The following is an 18,400-nucleotide window of genomic DNA, read 5'->3' as shown; positions in this document are numbered from 1 at the left end:
TTGCCGCCGGTCGGAGCGGCAAGCGCTACGGTTTACGCCAGTGGCACGCAGATGTTGACGCGAGTTTGTGCGGGGCTGGTGTCGCAGCATTGCATGTCAAGATATTCCAGTATCACGGGCGCGGCGGCGATGGTCAGGCCGTTGTGGCGAAACCAGTCGAGGAACCAGTCGGAAGCGGTATCAAGGTCGGCATAGGCACCGTAATGTTGCAACACGGCGTAGCGTCCGCCCGCAATCACACCGCTTTGCAGTGGTGGTGCAGCGAGTTGCAGCAAGGGGAGGGTGGTCAGTGCGGCGTAGCGCATACCGGCTGTTTTGATATTGAACTTGGCCAGTTGCGGCAGATAGGCGGCAGTGTGCGGCGGATAGTGGATGGAAAAGGCGCGCGTGGTGCCGTCATTCTGCCAGCCACGCAGACGCAGCAAGCTACTGAGACGCAAGAAGGCGTTGCCCAAGCGCTGGCTGTCTTGCTCGCGGTGTTCGATCATGACAACGGGGACAGGTGCGAGTTCCTCGATGTTGACAGCGTAATCCGGTGCTGGGCGGTGGCGGTAATCAAGCGGGCTGAGGCCGTAGTCGCGGCGGAAAATGCGGGTGAAGGATTGGGCATTACCGCGATAGCCGCAGGCGAGGGCAATATCGGCGATGCTTTTGTCGGTATGGCAGAGCAGCCAGGCGGCGCGGTGCAGACGCATCCATTTCAGGGTGTCGTGCAGGGTCTCACCCATCACGCTGTGATAGAGACGATGCCAGTGCCACGACGACATCCCCGCTGCGGCGGCGATGTGGTGCAGGTTGATGTCGCTGTTGTAATGGGTTTGCAGGTAGTGCAGGGCGCGGGCGAAATGCTGCTCGTAGCGGTCATGGCCTGGTGTCTTCATGCGGTAATCATAGCGGGAGGGCAAGCGGGATAAAACCCGGATTTGCGCCGCTTATCCCGCCATCCCCACCGCTGCCAGCGCGCGGTCAAACACCGCTATTCCCGCCTCCGCCGCGCGTGCTTCTTCGCTGAGGATGCGGCGGTATTGTTTGGCGCCGCGCACGCCGGGGAAAAGGCCGAGCAAGTGGCGCGTGTAGTGTGCGAGCATTTCGCCACGCCCCAATGCTTCAACCAGCAGGCTGCGAATGGCGGGCAGCACCTCGGCAAGGGTGCGGGCGGGGGCACCGTAGAGTTCGTCCACGGCCAGCAGCAGTTCAGGATTCTGATAGGCGGCGCGGCCCAGCATTACGCCGTCCACCGCCTGCAAATGGGCGCGGCATTCGGCGAGGGTGGTGATGCCGCCGTTAATGATGATGGTCAGCTCCGGGAAGCGCCGCTTGACTTCATACACCAGCGGATAGTTGAGCGGCGGCACGTCGCGGTTGTCCTTCGGGCTGAGGCCTTGCAACCACGCCTTGCGCGCATGAATGATGAAAACGCGGCAGGGGCTGCGCGCCGCCAGTGTCTCAACAAAAGCGAAGACGCTGCGTTCGTCCTGCTCGTCAATGGCGAGACGGTGTTTGACCGTGACCGGTACCGCGCCCGCCGCCGCTTGCATTGCCGCCAGACATTCGGCGACCAGCGGTGCATCATCCATCAGGCAGGCACCGATGCGGTTGTGCTGCACGCGGTCGCTGGGGCAGCCGACGTTCAGGTTGATTTCCTGGTAGCCGTAGGGCAGCGCGATTTCACAGGCGCGCGCCAGCGCTTCCGGCTCGCCGCCGCCGAGTTGCAGGGCACAGGGGGCATCTGCCGCATGATGCAGATGGCGCGGCACGTCGCCGAAGATCAGGGCACCGCTCGTCACCATCTCGCTGTACAAAAAAGCGTGGCGGGAAAAAAGGCGGTGCAGGGCGCGGCATTCTGGCGTCGTCCAGTCGAGCATCGGCGCCACGCAGAAGCGGTGCGGGTTTGCGGGTTCAAGTTGCATATATTCAGGGGAAAAACGGAAAGGCATGCATATTGCGGGCGCGGCGGTGGCGCGGTCAAGCGCTATGGATGCCGCTATAATGCGCGCCTTTTATCCACAATCGAAAACACCATGACCGATACGACTATCCCTGACGTTCAGGGAAAACCCGATACTCGCCACATCGCCATTACCCGCGTCGGCATCCGCGATATCCGCCTGCCGCTGCGTGTCATCAACAAAGACGGCAGCACCCAGGACACCGTCGCTACCGCTGAAATGACCGTCGCCCTGCCGCATCACCAGAAAGGCACGCACATGTCGCGCTTCATTCATCTGCTGAATGAAACCGCCGTCCTCGATCCTGCCACCTTCGCGGCGCTACACGCGGAAATGCTCGCCCGCCTCAAAGCCGAAGAAGGCAGCATCGAACTCACCTTCCCGTTTTTCATCAAAAAACAGGCGCCGGTCAGCAAGACCGAAAGCCTGCTCGATTACCGTGTGCGCCTGCTCGCCGATGGTAACCGTGCGCACTGCGAAGTGCGCGTGGAAGTAACCGTTGCCGTTACCAGCCTCTGCCCCTGCTCGAAAGAAATCTCCCAATACGGCGCGCACAACCAGCGTTCGCACATCATCATCAATGCCGTGTACGACCCCGCTGCGCCCTTTGCCATCGAAGAACTCATCCGCATCGGCGAAGAAGAAGGCTCCTGCGAAATCTGGGCGACCCTGAAACGGCCGGACGAAAAATACGTGACCGAACGCGCCTACGAAAACCCGAAATTTGTTGAAGACATCGTGCGCGATGTCGCCGCCCGCTTGAACGATGATGCGCGCATCCAGGCGTATCGCGTTTCCTCGGAAAACTTCGAGTCCATTCACAACCACTCCGCCTACGCGCAGATCACCTGCGACAAACGCGTATGACCATCCGCAGCTTCGTCCTGCGTCAGGGACGCATCACCAGCGGCCAGGAACGGGCGCTGGCCGAACACTGGCCGCGCTACGGGCTGGACGTGGATGAAAACTTGCGTGTGGACGCGGCAAGCCTCTTTGGTGACGCACGCGAACTCATCCTCGAAATCGGCTTCGGCAACGGCGAGAGCTTCGTGCAAATGGCTGAAGCCGCACCACAGCAGGGCTTTGTCGGCATCGAAGTGCACCGCCCCGGCGTTGGTCACGCGCTGGTGCTGGCGGCAGTAGCGGGCATCGACAACCTGCGCGTCATCCGCCACGATGCCGTCGCCATCATCCGCGACCACGTCCCGGATGGTGCCCTCAGCCGCGTGCAAATCTACTTCCCCGATCCCTGGCCGAAAGCGCGGCACCACAAGCGCCGCATCGTGCAGCGTGCCTTTACCGACCTCATCTGGCGCAAACTGCGCGCGGGCGGCGAAATCCACTGCGCGACCGACTGGGAAAACTACGCCGAATGGATGCGCGACGTTTTCGCTGGCGATCCCAAATGGCAGAACCTCGGCGGCGCCGACGGCTTCGCCCCCCGCCCTGACTGGCGTCCGCAGACCAAATTCGAGCGGCGCGGCGAACGGCTCGGCCACGGCGTGTGGGACTTGCGCTACCGCAAGACAGAGGCATAAAGAGAACCCGCTACGGCGGGTTTCTTTATAGTTAAACATCTAAAAAATCGTAACGGCGTTGCGTCGCCTTGCCGTACTACTTGTACTGTCTGCGGCGACGCGCCTTGTTACGCTTTTTTATCTATTCAACTATATATCGCCCGACAGCCTGAACCTTATCCTGCTTAACGGCAAAACAGCCGCAAACGCTATACAATGCCCAGCAAACAGCACTACAGGAGACTTACATGACCACATCCAACTTCAACATCCGTCTCGACGACGACCTGAAAGCGCGCGCCTTTGCCGTCATCGAACGTTTTGGCCTGACCCCGACGCAGGCGATGCGCATGTTTCTCACACAAATCGCCGAGACCGACAGCGTGCCGTTATCGCTGGATTATGCACGGCAAAGCAGTGCGCACACGCTAAGTCGCAACGGCGAAGAGATGCTGCGCGAATCCATCCGGGATATGGAAAATGGTGCCGTCAGCCATTTTGACAGCGTGGAAGCATTGGCCAAGGCATTTGCCCATGCGAAAGATTAAAACCAGCCGCCGCTTTGACAAAGACCTGCAAAAATTTGGCCTGAGCGCACCCCTGATTGACGTCTTGGGGCATCTGCTGCATGGCAGCAGATTGCCCGAAAAATACCGTGATCACGCCCTTACGGGGAACTGGCAAGATTACCGCGACTGCCACATCAAGCCCGATCAGGTGCTGATCTACCGCATCCATGGCGACACCATAGAATTGCACCGTATGGGCACCCACGCCGAACTCTTCGGCTAAATAACGCATCCTGAAACGCACACACCATGACCCTCACGACCCACGAAGAACAACAACCCCTGGCCGGCTTCGTCGAAAAAGCCTACCTCGACTACTCCATGTACGTCATCCTCGACCGCGCCCTGCCGCATATCAGCGACGGTCTTAAACCCGTGCAGCGCCGCATCATCTACGCCATGAGCGAGCTCGGCCTTTCGCACCAGTCCAAACACAAAAAATCCGCGCGCACCGTCGGCGACGTCATCGGCAAATACCACCCGCACGGCGACAGCGCCTGCTACGAAGCGATGGTGTTGATGGCGCAGGACTTCGCCTACCGCTACCCGCTGGTGGACGGGCAGGGTAACTGGGGCAGTGCGGACGACCCCAAATCCTTCGCCGCCATGCGCTACACCGAAAGCCGCCTGACCGGCTACGCCAAAACCCTGCTTGCCGAACTCGAACAGGGCACCGTCGCCTGGGTCGCCAACTTTGACGGCACCCTGCAAGAGCCCGCGCGCCTGCCCGCCCGGCTGCCGAACATCCTCCTGAACGGCGGCAGCGGCATCGCCGTCGGCATGGCGACCAACCTCCTGCCGCACAACCTGCGCGAAGTCGTCGCCGCCTGCCGCGCCCTCCTTGCCGACCCGCTGCTCACTGATGACGAAATCATGCAGCACATCCCCGCGCCGGACTTCCCGACCGGTGGCGAACTCGTCTCCCCGCGCGAAGAAATCGCTGCCCTCTACCGCACCGGGCGCGGTGCCGTCCGCCTGCGTGCCACCTGGCATCTCGAAGACGGCAACATCGTCATCGACCAACTGCCCTACCAAGTCTCCGGTAGCAAAATCCAGGAACAAATCGCGAAACAAATGCAGGCGAAAAAACTCGCCTGGCTGGACGACCTGCGCGACGAATCCGACCACGAAAATCCCGTGCGCCTTGTCCTCATCCCGCGCTCGAACCGCGTCGATAACGAGCGCCTCATGCAGCACCTCTTTGCTACCACCGATCTCGAAAAACGCTACAGCGCGCAAATGAACATGATCGGTCTCGATGGTCGCCCGCAAGTCAAAAACCTGCGGCAAATCCTCAGCGAATGGCTGAACTACCGTGAAGACACCGTGCGCCGCCGCCTGAACTATCGCCTCATCGCCGTCAACGACCGCCTGCACATCCTCGCAGGCCTGCTCATCGCCTACCTCAACCTCGACGTAATCATCCGCATCATCCGCACAGAAGACGAGCCACGACCCGTCCTCATGCGCACCTTCAACCTCAGCGAAGCCCAGGCCGAAGCCATATTGAACACCCGCCTGCGCCACCTCGCCCGCCTCGAAGAACAACAAATCCGCGCCGAAGAACAGGCCCTCACCGCCGAAAAACAGCAACTCGACGAACTCCTGCGCAGTCGCGCCAACCTGCTCGCCCTCATCAGCGACGAACTCGCCGCTGACGCCGAGACCTACGGCGACGCGCGCCGCACCGTTATCTGCGAACGCGAAGCGGCAGTGGCGCTGGATGAAACCGAACTCACCCCCAGCGAAGCCGTCACCCTCATCCTCTCCAAAATGGGCTGGATACGCGGCGGCAAAGGGCACAACATCGACGGCGCAACCCTCACCTACAAAAGCGGCGATGCCTACCTCACCCAAATCGCCGGACGTAGCAACCAGCAGGCCTGCCTGCTCGCCGATGATGGCCGCTGCTACACCCTCGCCCTGCACGGCCTGCCGTCGGCACGCGGCAACGGCGAACCGCTGACCAGCCGCCTTAGCATCGACGCCAGCGCACACATCATCGCTGCCGCCATCATCGACGACGACCGCCGCTACCTCGTGGCTGCCGACAACGGCTACGGCTTCATCACACGCGGGCGCGATCTCACCAGCAAAACCAAAACCGGCAAAACCCTCATCAACCTCGGCGAGGGCCGCGCCATCACCCTGCAAGCCCTGCCGGACGGCGATGTGGACATCCTCGCCATCACCAACGAAGGCAGAATCGCCCTCATCGACGCTGCCGAAATCCCCGAACTCGGCAAAGGCAAAGGCAGCCAGACCATCGCCATTGCCAAAAAAACCTACGACCAAAACGGTGTGCGCCTCAGCCACATCTGCGCCTATGCACGCGGACGCGACATCACCCTGTACAGCGGCAAACAGAAAATGACCATCCGCGCCAGCGAACGCGACAACTACCACACCCCGCGCGGGCACAAAGGCAACCACCTGCCGAAAGGCTATCGCCATGTTGACCGCGTTGAAGTGCCGGCAGAAGACATCGCCGCCCCGGAAAACCCCGCTTAAGTCAGCAATCGACCGCCGAGCGGGTAAACATCAGATTCTGTTGTGACTGTGCGGCTGCGCGGCTTTATAGTTGAATAGATAAAAAAGCGTAACAAGGCGCGTCGCCGCAGACAGTACAGGTAGTACGGCAAGGCGACGCAACGCCGTTACGGTTTTTTAGATGTTTAACTATATATTCAACGCTTCCCCATTCGCGCGAGTATTTTGAGTCCCCAACCCGCCACTGTTTCCCACGTTTTTGTGGCATGTTCAGTGGGGGATGTGTAAAAAAACCGCTGCACGGGGCAGCGGTTTTTTTGTGGGTCTGCGCGGGTTACGGCAAGTCGTCGATGGGACGCTTGGAACGCGGCATCAGGTCTTCGTGACGCACGCCCATTTTGTACACGATGGCGCTCGCGACGAAGATGGAGGAGTAGGTGCCGAAGATGATGCCGATCATCATCGCCGTGGAGAAGCCCGACAGGATGGTGCCGCCAAAGAGGAAGAGGGCGATCACCGAGAGCAGCGTGGTCAGGCTGGTGACCATGGTGCGGGCGAGGGTTTGGTTGATGGAGGTGTCGATGATGTCTTTCGGGGTGATGGCGGGCAGTTTGCGGAAATTCTCGCGGATGCGGTCATACACCACCACGGTGTCGTTCACCGAGTAGCCGAGGATGGCGAGTAGCGCCGCCAGCACGTTCAGGTCAAATTGCCATTGCATCAGCGAGAAGATGCCGGCGGTGATGATGACGTCGTGCAGCTGTGCCAGCACCGCGCCGAGGGCGAATTTCCATTCAAAGCGCAGGCCGAGGTAGATGATCATGCCGACGCAGGCGAGGCCGATGGCAAGCAGGCCTTTGCTGACGAGTTCTTCTTTGTACTGGCCGCCGACTTTGGATTGGCCGGTGATTTTGGCGTCCTGGTTATCCGCCTGGATGGCTTTGACCATCTGGCTCATGGTGTCGTCGATGTTGCTGCCTTCTTTTTCGGCGAAGCGGATCTGGATGTCGCGCGAGGAGCCGTATTGCACCACGCCGGCATCGTTCACGACGTTTGCGGCGACGCTGCGGATGTGGCTTACGTCCGCCGTTTGCGGGTATTGCACTTCGATGGTCGCACCGCCGGTGAATTCGAGGCCGAAGTTGAAGCCGCGTGTGGCGATGAGGGCGATAGCCGCGATGGTGAGGATGAGTGAGAACCACAAGCCGTGCCGGGCGTAGTTCATGAAGGGGATGTAGGGGAGTTTGATTTGCATGGCAGCCTCAGAGGTTGATGCGGGGGTTGTCTTTGCGCAGGGTGGTGAATTCGACCAGCGCGCGGGTGACGTACACGGCAGTGAACATGGTGGTCAGGATGCCGATGGAGAGGGTGACGGCAAAGCCTTTGATCGGCCCCGCGCCGAAGCTGAAGAGGAGGATGGCGACGATGAGGGTGGTGATGTTGGCGTCCACGACGGTCGGCAGGGCGTTTTCGAAGCCAAGACGCACGGCAGTGCGGGCATCGACGTTGTGGCGCAGTTCTTCGCGGATGCGTTCGTAGATGAGGACGTTGGCATCCACCGCCATGCCGAGGGTGAGGACGATACCGGCGATGCCCGGCAGGGTCAGGGTTGCACCAACCAGTGACAGCGCGGCCACCAGCAGGATGAGGTTGACGAGCAGGGCGAGGGTGGCATCAAGGCCGAGTTTGCGGTAGTAGGCGAGCATGAAGACGACGATGAGGGAGAAGCCGATGAGCGAGGCGTTTACGCCCTGGTCGATGTTCTTTTTCCCGGCGTTCGGGCCGATGGTGCGTTCTTCGATGATGTACACCGGGGCGACGAGCGAGCCGGCACGCAGGGTGGCGGCGAGTTTTTTTGCCCGCGAGATGGGTTCGACGCCGGTGATCTGGAAGCGTTCGGCGAAGAGGCCCTGGATGGTGGCGGAGTTGACCACGGTTTCGCGTTTTTCGACGGTGGTCACGGGGTTGCCGCTGGCGTCGTTTTTGGTGACGGGGACGTATTCGACGTACATAGTTGCCATCGGTTTGCCGAGGTTTTCGCGGGTGATTTCTGACATTTGTGCCCCGCCCTGGGAGTCGAGGACGACGCTGACAGCGATGCCGCTCTGGTTAGCAGTATCGACGGCGGCATCCACGATGTGTTCGCCGCTCATCACGACTTTGCGTTTGAGCAGTATCGGTGTGCCGTCTTCGAAGTAGGCGAGTTTGCTGCCAAAGGGCGCACGCTTCATCTGCACCGCCTGGGCGACGTCGCCCTGGGTATCGACGATATAGAATTCGAGGGTGGCGGTGGAGCCGAGCATTTCTTTGGCTTTGGCGACGTCCTGGATGCCGGGGAGCTGGATGAGGAGGCGGTCATCGCCCACGACCTGGATGGAGGGTTCGGCAACGCCGAGGCTGTTGACGCGGCTGGCCATGCGCATACGGTTCTGGTCGGCGGCGCGGCGTTTCATTTCGCTGATGCCTTGTTCGGTGTATTGCATGCCCACGCGGTACTGGCCGTTTTCTTCGAACTGGATTTGTTCGAGGCCGATGGGCAGCAAGCGGTAGAGGGCATCCAGCGCCTGTTCGCGGTCGTTATCGCTGCTGAAGTTGAGGATGACGCCGCCGTTTGCCGCAGCTTCCGCGCCCTGCATCGGGATGTTGTTTTTCGCGGTGGTGGTGGTCGCGAGATCGATGAGTTCGGCGGATTTGCGGCTGAAGAGTTCGTTGCTGTCCACTTGCAGCAGGAAGGAGATGCCGCCGCGCAGGTCAAGGCCGAGGTTGACCGGGGCAAGGCCGAGGTTTTGCAGCCAGGCGGGGGTGTTTGCCATCAGGTTGACCGAGACGCTGTTGTCCGGGTATTGGGCGGCGAGCAGGTCGCGTGCCTGGATTTGCACGTCGGTCTGCGGGTAGAAGAGGTTGAGGTTTTGCCCGTCCTGTTTCCAGCGCACGGGGGCGAGGTTGGCGTCATTGAGCTGTTTGGTGATGTCGCCTGCTGCCGTCGCCGCTGCTTCCGGGGTGGGGAATTGCATTTGTACGGTCGGGCTTTTGCCGTACCAGTTCGGCAGGGCGACAAGCAGGCCGAAGAGGATCACGACGATGATGAGCAGGTATTTCCATGTGGGGTAGTTCTTGGACATGGCGGTTTTCCGGGTTACTGGTAAGTGAAAAGGCTGCCGGAGGCAGCCTTCGGGGGGCGGTATTTATTCTTTTTCTTTGTCGTCTTTAGCTTCATCCGCCTTGTCGTCTTTTTCGTTTTTGTCGTCGTTAGCGGCGCTGTTGCTGCCGAGGCTGGCTTTGAGCGAGCCTTTCGGCAGGATTTGCACGACGACGCCGCGCTGGATGCGCACGACGGTGTTTTTGGCGATTTCGAGGTCAATGGCGAAGTTGTCAAGGTTGATGACACGCCCCATCAGGCCGCCGTTGGTCATGACTTCGTCGCCTTTTTTCAGGCTGCCGATGAGCAGTTGGTGTTCTTTCATTTTTTTCTGCTGCGGGCGGATCATGAAGAACCACATCGCGCCGAACAGCACGACCAGCATGATGATGGAACCCATTCCACCACCGGGTTGGGCGGCAGGAGCGGCTTGGGCGTAGGCGTCTTGGATGAATAGCATGGGTTTGTCCTTTTTGTGTTATGGAAGGGTAAAAACGGCGCGCATTATAGCGTACTTGCCCCGGCGCGCCGCATGGCGTAGAAGTCCTCGGCGAAGCTTGCGAACCGCCCCGCTTCGATGGCCGCGCGCATGTCATGCATGAGGCGGATGTAGTAGCGCAGGTTGTGGATGGTGTTGAGCCGCGCGCCGAGCATTTCGTTGCATTTGTCGAGGTGGTGCAGGTACGCCCGGCTGTAATGGCGGCAAGTGTAGCAATCACAACCTTCTTCAATGGGGCGCAGGTCGCGTTTGTGCACGCTGTTGCGCAGTTTCAGGGTGCCGAAGCGGGTGAAAAGGTAGGCGTTGCGGGCGTTGCGCGTCGGCATGACGCAGTCGAACATGTCGATGCCGCGCCGCACGCCTTCGACGATGTCTTCCGGTTTGCCGACGCCCATCAGGTAGCGCGGTTTGTGCGCGGGCAGGTGCGGCAGGGTGTGGTCGAGAGTGTCGTTGCGCGCTTCCAGCGGTTCGCCGACCGCCAGCCCGCCGACGGCATAGCCGGGCAGGTCGAGCGCGACCAGGCCTTCCGCCGATTCGCGGCGCAGGTCGGGATAGATGCCGCCCTGGACGATGCCGAAAAGGTGGTTGGGGTTGCCTTCATGCGCGGCTTTGCTGCGCGCCGCCCAGCGCAGCGACAGGCGCATGGATTTGGCGGCTTCTTCGTGCGTCGCCGGGTAGGGGGTGCATTCGTCGAGCTGCATGACGATGTTGGAATTGAGCGCGCGCTGTACTTGCATGGAGCGCTCCGGGCTGAGGAAGACTTCGCTGCCGTCCACCGGCGAGCGGAAACGCGCACCTTCTTCGGTCAGCTTGCGGATTTTTGCCAGACTGAAGACCTGAAAGCCGCCGGAATCGGTGAGGATCGGCTTGTCCCAATGCATGAACTGGTGCAGGCCACCGTGCGCGGCGACGATGTCTTCGCCGGGGCGCAACATGAGGTGGAAGGTGTTGCCGAGGATGATTTCCGCGCCGATGGCGTGCAGCTCTTCCGGCGCGAGGCCTTTCACGGTGCCGAGGGTGCCGACCGGCATGAAAACCGGTGTTTGCACGAGCTGGCCGTTAGGGAAGGTGATGGTGCCGCGACGCGCGTCGCCGTCTTGGGTGATAAGTGTGTAATGCATGGTGTGGTGTTGGTTGGCAGGAAGCCTGTATTTATCTCGCTTGGGGCATGGGGAAGTCAGGTTTTATCCCGCTTGGCGGGCGTCGGGGAACCTAGCGTTTATCCCGCTTGGCGGGCGTTGGGGAACCCAGAGTTTATCCCGCTTGGTGCATCGTCAGGCTGATAAAAAAGGAAGGCTTGCGCCTTCCTTTTTGCATCACGGGTGAGCGGCGGTTTATTGCTCAATGCCCATGGATTGCAGGGTTTCGCGGGTTACGCCGCCAACGCCGAGGTTGTGTTTGCGTTGGTAGGCTTCCAGCGCTTTCATGGTGCCAGGGCCGAGGGCACCGTCAACGGAGACGCGGTAGCCTTCTTTTTTCAACGCGGCCTGGACGGCTTCGATGGTTTTGCTGTTCACGGTGTCGTTACACAGCACGCTTTCCCAGCGGACTTGCGCGTCGGAAATTTTTTCGTATTTGGTGACTTCTGCGTATTCAGCCGGGATTTCTTTCTCGATTTGCTGTGCTTCTTTCACCAGTTTCTTGACTTTGACCGTCTCGTATTCGGCAGGAACTTCCACTTCACGTGTGGTTTCTTCGCTGACCAGTTTTTGTTTCTTGATGGTCTTGAATTTGGCTTCGACCTGGGTCGGGTTGATGCGGGCTTCTTCCTGCACAACTTGCTTGGTAATGTTCGCCATTTCTGCCGGGACTTCCACCATACGCAGTGCTTCGCCGGTGGAGGAGAAGGTACGCGCCGGGCCTTCGCTGCGGGCGGTCATGTAAGCCGGCTTGGCGACGACTTCTTCTTTAACTTCGTTATATTGCGGCGGGATGACTTCCTGATTGGTCATCGCCGGTTCGATTTCGATCTGTTCTTCGACGGTTTCAAAGACAGCCGGGACGATTTCCAGTTTTTTGCTGGCCGGTTTGATGACGACTTGTTCTTCCGTCATTTCATATTCGGCCGGGACGATTTCATAGGTTTTGGACGCGTCTTTAATGACAACCTGCTCGGTGCGCGGCTCAAACTTGGCCGGGATAACCACCAGCGCCTGACATTCGCCAGCTTTGACTTGCGGTACGGTCAGCGTCATGCCTTCGGAAGCGGCAGGGGCGGCAGCTTCGCCTTGGGCCTCGGTGTTTTCTTGTGCTTGCGCCAGGGCGGCGATGGCGACCGAAGTCAGCAGCACGGAAAGCTTACGTTTCATCATTCAAAGTCTCCTAATTGATGAGGATTCGGGAATTGACATTTTGAACACGATAACCGTCCAAAAATCGCCACATACTTTAACGCAAGCTACCGCCGGGCGGCAATGAAAACACCGCAAATGTTAAAGTCCTTCTCACCGTCTGCGGCGTATACTTCGCCCCCTTTAACGATTATCCACAGGAAACCCCATGACCGATTTCAGCCAAAACCCGCTCTATCACCCGCCTGCCGCGCCCGATTTCGCCCGTATCCAGCCCGGACACATTGATGCCATCTTCGCCATCATTAAAGAAAACCGCGCCGAAACGGAACGCCTCGCGACGCTGACCGCGCCAACCTGGGACACCTTGATGCAGCCGCTGGAACGCATGGCGAACCGCCTCGCGAAGGCCGTTTCGCCCATCAGCCACCTGCATGGCGTGCAGAGTAGCGACGAATGGCGCGCCGCCTACGAAAAGATCCTGCCTGAACTTGCCGCCTACGGCGCCGATCTCGCCCAGCATAACGGCCTCTACCAGGCGGTGCGCGCGCTGCAAGCGGGCGACGAATACCCGCGCCTTAGCGCTGCGCAGCAGAAAGTTATCAACGACAGCCTCGAATCCTTCGAGCGCCACGGCGTTGCCCTGCCGGATGACGCCAAAGCCGAATTCCGCGCCAACAGCCAGCGCCTCACCGAACTTGCCAGCCGCTTCTCCAACAACGTGCTGGACGCCACCAACGCCTGGCAACTGCCGCTGGCTGACGATGCCCGCCTCAGCGGACTGCCGGAGGCTATCAAACCCCTGCTGGCCGACCTTGCCCGCCAGCGCGGCATGGACGGCTACTGCCTGACACTCGATGCGCCCGTCGTCATCCCCGTCCTCACCTACGCCGATGACCGCGAGCTGCGCGAAACCGTGTACCGCGCCTATAACGCCCGCGCCAGCGAATTGGCCGACGACGGCCAGTATGACAACGCCGCCATCATCGAAGAAACCATGCGCCTGCGCGCGCGCCAGGCGGAAATCCTCGGCTACGCCGACTACGCCGCGCTATCCGTTGCCGACAAAATGGCGAAACAGCCGCAAGCCGTCTTCGCTTTCCTCGACGACCTCATCGACAAAAGCAAAGCAGCGGGCGAAGCAGAAATGGCGGCGCTGCGCGACTACGCCGCCCGTGAACTTTCGCTTGCCGACCTCGCCCCGTGGGACGTGGCCTATGCCGCCGAAAAACTGCGCCAGGCGCAATACGCCCTCTCGCAAGAAGACCTGCGCCCCTACTTCCCCATCAGCACCGTCATCGACGGCCTCTTTGCCATCAGCCAGCGCCTCTTCGGCGTCCATTTCCGCGCCAACCACAGCCTCAGCACCTGGCACAAAGACGTGCTTGCCTACGACGTGTTGAACGCCGACGGCAGCCTGCGTGCCCAGTTTTACCTCGACCCCTATGCCCGCGCCAAAAAACGCGGCGGCGCGTGGATGGATGGCGCCGTTTCCCGCTTCCGCGACAACGGCGCATTACAACTGCCCGTCGCCTACCTCGTCTGCAACTCCACCCCGCCCGTGGGCGACAGTGAAGCCTGCCTTACCCATCAAGAAGTCACCACCCTTTTCCACGAATTTGGCCACGGCCTGCACCACATGCTCACCGACGTGGACATCTATTCCATCTCCGGCATCAATGGCGTCGAATGGGATGCCGTCGAACAGCCCAGCCAGTTCATGGAAAACTACTGCTACGACCGCGAAGCGCTGGCTGGCATGACGCGGCACAAAGACAGCGGCGCACCGCTGCCTGACGAGCTCTACAACAAACTGATCGCCGCGAAAAACTTCCAGTCCGCGATGGCGATGCTGCGCCAGCTCGAATTTGCTCTGTTCGACTTCCGCTACCACAGCGGCACAGCATGGCGCGACAAAACGCTGGACGTACACGCCGCCGTGCGCGCTGCCGTCGCCGTTACCCCCGCCTATGCGGCAAACCGCTTCCCGATGCAATTCAGCCACATCTTCGCGGGCGGCTACGCGGCGGGTTATTACAGCTACAAATGGGCGGAAGTCCTCTCGGCAGACAGCTTCGCTGCGTTTGAAGAAGAAGGCGTCTTCAATGCGGCGACTGGTGCCCGCTTCCGCGACGAAATCCTCGCGACCGGCGGCAGCCGCCCCAGCATGGCGAGCTTTATCGCCTTCCGTGGCCGCGAACCGCGCGTGGATGCGCTGCTGCAACAGAGCGGTATCCGCTGATGACATTGCCGCTGCCCATAAAAAACGCTTCCCACGGGAAGCGTTTTTTGAATCAATTTTCGTACACGACAAAACCCCCTTCTTGGCCGCTAGACGAATCCAGTATTTATGCCGCTTGGCGGGCCCAGCAACCACGTCGCTTGGCGCCGTTCGTTGGCAGGACAAAAATGCTGCCAAGCGGGATAATGACGGCATCACTCAATAATTAGAGCTGCCCATGCCGCACTTTACCCCCAATTTCAAGGACCCAAGCAGCCGTGGCTGGGGCGGTATCACCTGCATTGCCTGGTTGGGCAGCGTCGGCTGGGCGAGTTTCGGTTTTATTCTCCTTGTTAGCGTGCTTTATAACGACCGCGATCTGAGCAGCTTTTTGATTGGCAGCGCATGGCTATGGCTGCCACTGTGGCTCGCTTGCGGTGTGCATTATCTCCGGCGGGATATCGCCTGGCACCGCTACGGTCGCCTGCCGCCGCCCTGCCTCATCTGCGATCCGCAGGGGCTGACCATCTATTCCCGCTGGGGCGGTATTCGCTGGCAATGGCGCTGGCAGGACATCGAAAGCGTCACCACTTACGGCATCCTGCACACTCTGCGCATCACCCCGCGCGACGGCGCGCCGTTTGACTATCGCGACAGCCGTCTGGAACGTGAGTTCGGCACTTACCGTGCCATCGCCGCTGTCGCGCAAGACTGGCTGCACGGCACGGTGCCGTCTGCCTTGCCGCTTCCTGTCGTCGCAGTGGATTACCGCTGTGAAGATGAACGCTACACGGCGGGCAGATTTATTTGTAACAGCTACTTCATGATGCTGGGCATATGGGCATTGCTGTTCCTGCTGACTTTCCTCAATCCGTGGCAGAACTACCACGGCGCGCCGCCCTTTATCCTGATCCTGCTGTATCCACTCACGGTTGCCATCATCGGCATTGCCTGCCGTGCCCTTGTTATCGGGCTCTTTGGTATGTATCGCGACTACTTCCAGGCAATGATGGCTATCCGTCTGCGTATCGACCAAGCGGGTATTCATTGGCGCCACCGCACGCTGCGCTGGCAAGATTTGCGTACCGTAACTTCTGAAATGCTCAGTACCAGACCCATCAATTCTTATCTTGTCGTCACTGACCGTTTTGATCGCACTATCTGGCTGCCCAGCGATGTCACGCCCGATACTAGCGGCTACATTGCCACCCTCGCCACCGCTATCATACACGGCAGCCCCCTGCCGCCTGAACCTACTGCTAGTGCTGCGGTTCCGCCCGAGCCGCGTGCCAAATATTTCTTCTGCCTGAACGTCGCCTACTGGACAGCGATGTGCCTGTTCCTTCCTGTCGCGATTATCCAGCGCCCTGTATCCGGTGTGGACGGCATCCTTGTTACCCTTTTTCTCCTTGTCCTGCTGCTGAACATCTGTGCGGGAATGCTGTTGCGCCATCCCAATCTCGGGAATTAAGCTGGGAAACCCGCGCCGTACTGCCTGTGCTGTCTGCGGCGACGCGCCTTGTTACGCTTTTTTATCTATTCAACTATTAAGTAAAAAGCCCGCTGACGCGGGCTTCATTTGTGATGAGCGGATCAGGCGTTCATCAGTTTTTTCAGGGTGCTGCCGATATCAGCCGGGGAGCGGACGGTGGCGACGCCAGCCGCTTCCAGGGCGCGGAATTTGTCGGCGGCGGTGCCTTTGCCACCGGCAATGATGGCGCCAGCATGGCCCATGCGCTTGCCAGGCGGAGCGGTAACGCCTGCGATGTAGGCAACCACGGGTTTCGTCACGTTGGCCTTGATGTAGTCTGCCGCTTCTTCTTCGGCGCTGCCGCCGATTTCACCAACCATGACGATGCCTTTGGTCTGCGGGTCAGCCTGGAAGGCGGCAAGTACGTCCACGAAGCTGGTGCCGTTGATGGGGTCGCCGCCGATACCGACGCAGGTGGACTGGCCGAGGCCGATGCCGGTGGTCTGGTGCACGGCTTCGTAGGTCAGCGTACCGGAACGCGAGACGATGCCGACGACGCCCGCCTGGTGGATGTGGCCCGGCATGATGCCCATTTTGCATTCGCCGGGGGTGATGACGCCGGGGCAGTTCGGGCCGATGAGGCGCACGTTGGTGCCGCTGATGGCTGCTTTTACTTTCATCATGTCCAGCACAGGGATGCCTTCGGTGATGCAGGCGATGACTTCGATGCCGGCATCCACCGCTTCGAGGATGGAATCGGCGGCGAAGGGGGGCGGCACGAAGATCATGCTGGCATTCGCGCCGGTGGCCTGCACGGCTTCATGGCAGTTGTTGAAGACGGGGCGGTCGAGGTGGGTCTGCCCGCCTTTGCCGGGGGTGACGCCGCCGACGAGGTTCGTGCCGTAGGCGATGGCCTGTTCGCTGTGGAAGGTGCCTTGTGAGCCGGTGTAGCCCTGGCAGATGACTTTGGTGTTTTTGTTGATGTAGATGCTCATGGGGATTCCTTATTTGGCTGCGGCAACGGCTTTTTGCGCGGCGTCGGTGAGATCCTCCGCCGAGGTGATGGCGAGGCCGCTTTCGTCGAGCATTTTCCGGCCCAGTTCGACGTTGGTGCCTTGCAGGCGGGCGACGACCGGCACTTTCAGGTCGATTTCTTTGGCGGCGTTGATGATGCCTTCGGCGATGAGGTCGCATCTGACGATGCCACCGAAGATGTTGACTAGGATGGATTTGACTTGCGGCGCGGTGAGGATGAGTTTGAAGGCTTCTTTGACGCGCTCGGCGGTTGCGCCACCGCCTACGTCGAGGAAGTTCGCCGGCTCGCCGCCGTGCAGTTTGACGATGTCCATTGTCGCCATGGCCAGCCCCGCTCCGTTGACCATGCAGCCGATGTTGCCGTCGAGGGCGACGTAGTTGAGTTCGAGTTCTTGTGCTTTGTTTTCGCGCTCGTCTTCTTGCGTCGGGTCACGCATTTCGGCGAGGTCTTTGTGGCGATAGAGGGCGTTGTCGTCGGTGCCGATTTTGGCATCAAGTGCGAGCAGTTTGCCGTCGCCGGTGATGATGAGCGGGTTGATTTCGACCATGCTCAGGTCTTTTTCGATGAAGAGTGTGTAGAGGCCTTGCAGCAGGGTGGCGAGTTGGCCGACTTGTTTTTTGTCGAGTCCCATGGCGAAGCCGAGGCGGCGGCCGATGTAGGGGAAATAGCCGGCAGCGGGGCTGATGCCGATGCTGTGGATTTTTTCCGGGCTTTTTTCGGCGACTTCTTCGATGTCCATACCGCCTTCGGCGCTGGCGATGATGGATACGCGTTTGCTGGCGCGATCGACCACAACGGAGAGGTAGAGTTCTTTGACGATGTCGAGGCCTTCTTCGATGAGGACTTTATGGATGGGCAGGCCAACCTCGCCGGTTTGTTTGGTTTTCAGGGTGCTGCCAATCATCTGGCTGGCGTACTGGCGCACTTCATCGAGGCTTTTGGCGACTTTGACGCCGCCTGCTTTGCCGCGTCCGCCAGCGTGTACTTGGGCTTTGACGACCCAAACGTTGCCACCCAGGGCTTCGGCAGCAGCGACGGCTTCATCCGGGCTCTGCGCGAGCTGGCCGCGCGGGGTATCCACGCCATAGGCGCGAAAGAGCGTTTTGGCTTGGTATTCATGTAGATTCATGGGGAGTTTCCTTAATGGTTTAGCGGATAATGCTGCGGCAATGTTAGCAAAGTTCAGCGTTATTTTCGCTGGTGATATGTGTTTTTCTG

16 protein-coding genes are annotated in these 18,400 nt (G+C 60.1%); 7 read left to right on the top strand and 9 right to left on the bottom strand.

Features of this window, described 5'->3' with window-relative positions:
* Nucleotides 1-32 precede the first annotated feature (32 nt).
* The gene (locus LG374_RS04255) at nucleotides 33-881 is read right to left on the bottom strand and encodes a GyrI-like domain-containing protein (protein WP_225756538.1); all 849 of its coding nucleotides are present in this window, start codon (nucleotides 879-881) and stop codon (nucleotides 33-35) included.
* 51 nt (nucleotides 882-932) lie between these two features.
* Nucleotides 933-1,910, bottom strand: coding sequence for a tRNA dihydrouridine(20/20a) synthase DusA (dusA, locus tag LG374_RS04250; protein WP_225756537.1), 978 nt, complete (start codon nucleotides 1,908-1,910; stop codon nucleotides 933-935).
* 111 nt (nucleotides 1,911-2,021) lie between these two features.
* Here dusA and folE2 point away from each other — a divergent pair, with 111 nt between their 5' ends.
* The 5 genes from folE2 (at nucleotide 2,022) to parC (ending at nucleotide 6,546) form a co-directional block, all read left to right on the top strand.
* A complete protein-coding gene (gene folE2 / locus LG374_RS04245; protein WP_040388934.1) occupies nucleotides 2,022-2,816 on the top strand; it encodes a GTP cyclohydrolase FolE2 in 795 nt (264 codons plus the stop codon).
* Complete coding sequence (gene trmB, locus LG374_RS04240) at nucleotides 2,813-3,487, top strand: tRNA (guanosine(46)-N7)-methyltransferase TrmB (RefSeq protein ID WP_225756536.1); 675 nt, start codon at nucleotides 2,813-2,815, stop codon at nucleotides 3,485-3,487. Before folE2 ends, trmB begins: the two co-directional genes overlap by 4 nt.
* A gap of 227 nt (nucleotides 3,488-3,714) precedes the next feature.
* Nucleotides 3,715-4,014: a type II toxin-antitoxin system RelB/DinJ family antitoxin gene (locus LG374_RS04235; protein ID WP_225756535.1), complete on the top strand. Its 300-nt coding sequence runs from the start codon at nucleotides 3,715-3,717 to the stop codon at nucleotides 4,012-4,014.
* The gene (locus LG374_RS04230) at nucleotides 4,001-4,258 is read left to right on the top strand and encodes a type II toxin-antitoxin system YafQ family toxin (RefSeq protein ID WP_225756534.1); all 258 of its coding nucleotides are present in this window, start codon (nucleotides 4,001-4,003) and stop codon (nucleotides 4,256-4,258) included. Before LG374_RS04235 ends, LG374_RS04230 begins: the two co-directional genes overlap by 14 nt.
* Nucleotides 4,259-4,284: 26 nt before the next feature.
* Nucleotides 4,285-6,546, top strand: a complete 2,262-nt coding sequence (gene parC / locus LG374_RS04225) for a DNA topoisomerase IV subunit A (RefSeq protein ID WP_225756533.1) — start codon at nucleotides 4,285-4,287, stop codon at nucleotides 6,544-6,546.
* 313 nt (nucleotides 6,547-6,859) lie between these two features.
* Here the strand turns inward: parC and secF are convergent, their stop codons facing one another.
* The 5 genes from secF to LG374_RS04200 all read right to left on the bottom strand — a co-directional run bounded on the left by secF (nucleotide 6,860) and on the right by LG374_RS04200 (nucleotide 12,475).
* On the bottom strand, nucleotides 6,860-7,780 hold the full coding sequence (gene secF, locus LG374_RS04220; protein WP_225756532.1) for a protein translocase subunit SecF: 921 nt from the start codon (nucleotides 7,778-7,780) through the stop codon (nucleotides 6,860-6,862).
* 7 nt (nucleotides 7,781-7,787) lie between these two features.
* On the bottom strand, nucleotides 7,788-9,647 hold the full coding sequence (gene secD, locus LG374_RS04215; RefSeq protein WP_225756531.1) for a protein translocase subunit SecD: 1,860 nt from the start codon (nucleotides 9,645-9,647) through the stop codon (nucleotides 7,788-7,790).
* Between the two features lie 63 nt (nucleotides 9,648-9,710).
* On the bottom strand, nucleotides 9,711-10,124 hold the full coding sequence (gene yajC / locus LG374_RS04210) for a preprotein translocase subunit YajC (protein ID WP_225756530.1): 414 nt from the start codon (nucleotides 10,122-10,124) through the stop codon (nucleotides 9,711-9,713).
* A gap of 44 nt (nucleotides 10,125-10,168) precedes the next feature.
* Nucleotides 10,169-11,284: a tRNA guanosine(34) transglycosylase Tgt gene (gene tgt, locus LG374_RS04205; protein ID WP_225756529.1), complete on the bottom strand. Its 1,116-nt coding sequence runs from the start codon at nucleotides 11,282-11,284 to the stop codon at nucleotides 10,169-10,171.
* Between the two features lie 213 nt (nucleotides 11,285-11,497).
* Nucleotides 11,498-12,475, bottom strand: a complete 978-nt coding sequence (locus LG374_RS04200) for a peptidoglycan-binding protein (RefSeq protein ID WP_006986961.1) — start codon at nucleotides 12,473-12,475, stop codon at nucleotides 11,498-11,500.
* Nucleotides 12,476-12,662: 187 nt separating this feature from the next.
* Between LG374_RS04200 and LG374_RS04195 the strand changes: the two genes are divergently transcribed.
* Both LG374_RS04195 and LG374_RS04190 read left to right on the top strand, forming a co-directional pair.
* Nucleotides 12,663-14,696 carry a M3 family metallopeptidase gene (locus LG374_RS04195; RefSeq protein WP_225756528.1) on the top strand — a complete coding sequence of 678 codons (2,034 nt, stop codon included), beginning with the start codon at nucleotides 12,663-12,665 and terminating at the stop codon, nucleotides 14,694-14,696.
* A gap of 217 nt (nucleotides 14,697-14,913) precedes the next feature.
* Nucleotides 14,914-16,146: a hypothetical protein gene (locus LG374_RS04190; RefSeq protein WP_225756527.1), complete on the top strand. Its 1,233-nt coding sequence runs from the start codon at nucleotides 14,914-14,916 to the stop codon at nucleotides 16,144-16,146.
* Between the two features lie 122 nt (nucleotides 16,147-16,268).
* Here LG374_RS04190 and sucD read toward each other — a convergent pair whose 3' ends face one another.
* Both sucD and sucC read right to left on the bottom strand, forming a co-directional pair.
* A complete protein-coding gene (gene sucD / locus LG374_RS04185) occupies nucleotides 16,269-17,141 on the bottom strand; it encodes a succinate--CoA ligase subunit alpha (protein WP_006986959.1) in 873 nt (290 codons plus the stop codon).
* A gap of 9 nt (nucleotides 17,142-17,150) precedes the next feature.
* Complete coding sequence (gene sucC / locus LG374_RS04180; RefSeq protein ID WP_225756526.1) at nucleotides 17,151-18,311, bottom strand: ADP-forming succinate--CoA ligase subunit beta; 1,161 nt, start codon at nucleotides 18,309-18,311, stop codon at nucleotides 17,151-17,153.
* Nucleotides 18,312-18,400: the final 89 nt, after the last annotated feature.

It is taken from the genome of Cardiobacterium sp. Marseille-Q4385, from assembly GCF_916618745.1.
Classification (GTDB): Bacteria; Pseudomonadota; Gammaproteobacteria; order Cardiobacteriales; family Cardiobacteriaceae; genus Cardiobacterium.
The sequence above is the reverse complement of the archived record's forward strand: the minus strand, read 5'-3'. Positions and strand labels throughout refer to the sequence as shown.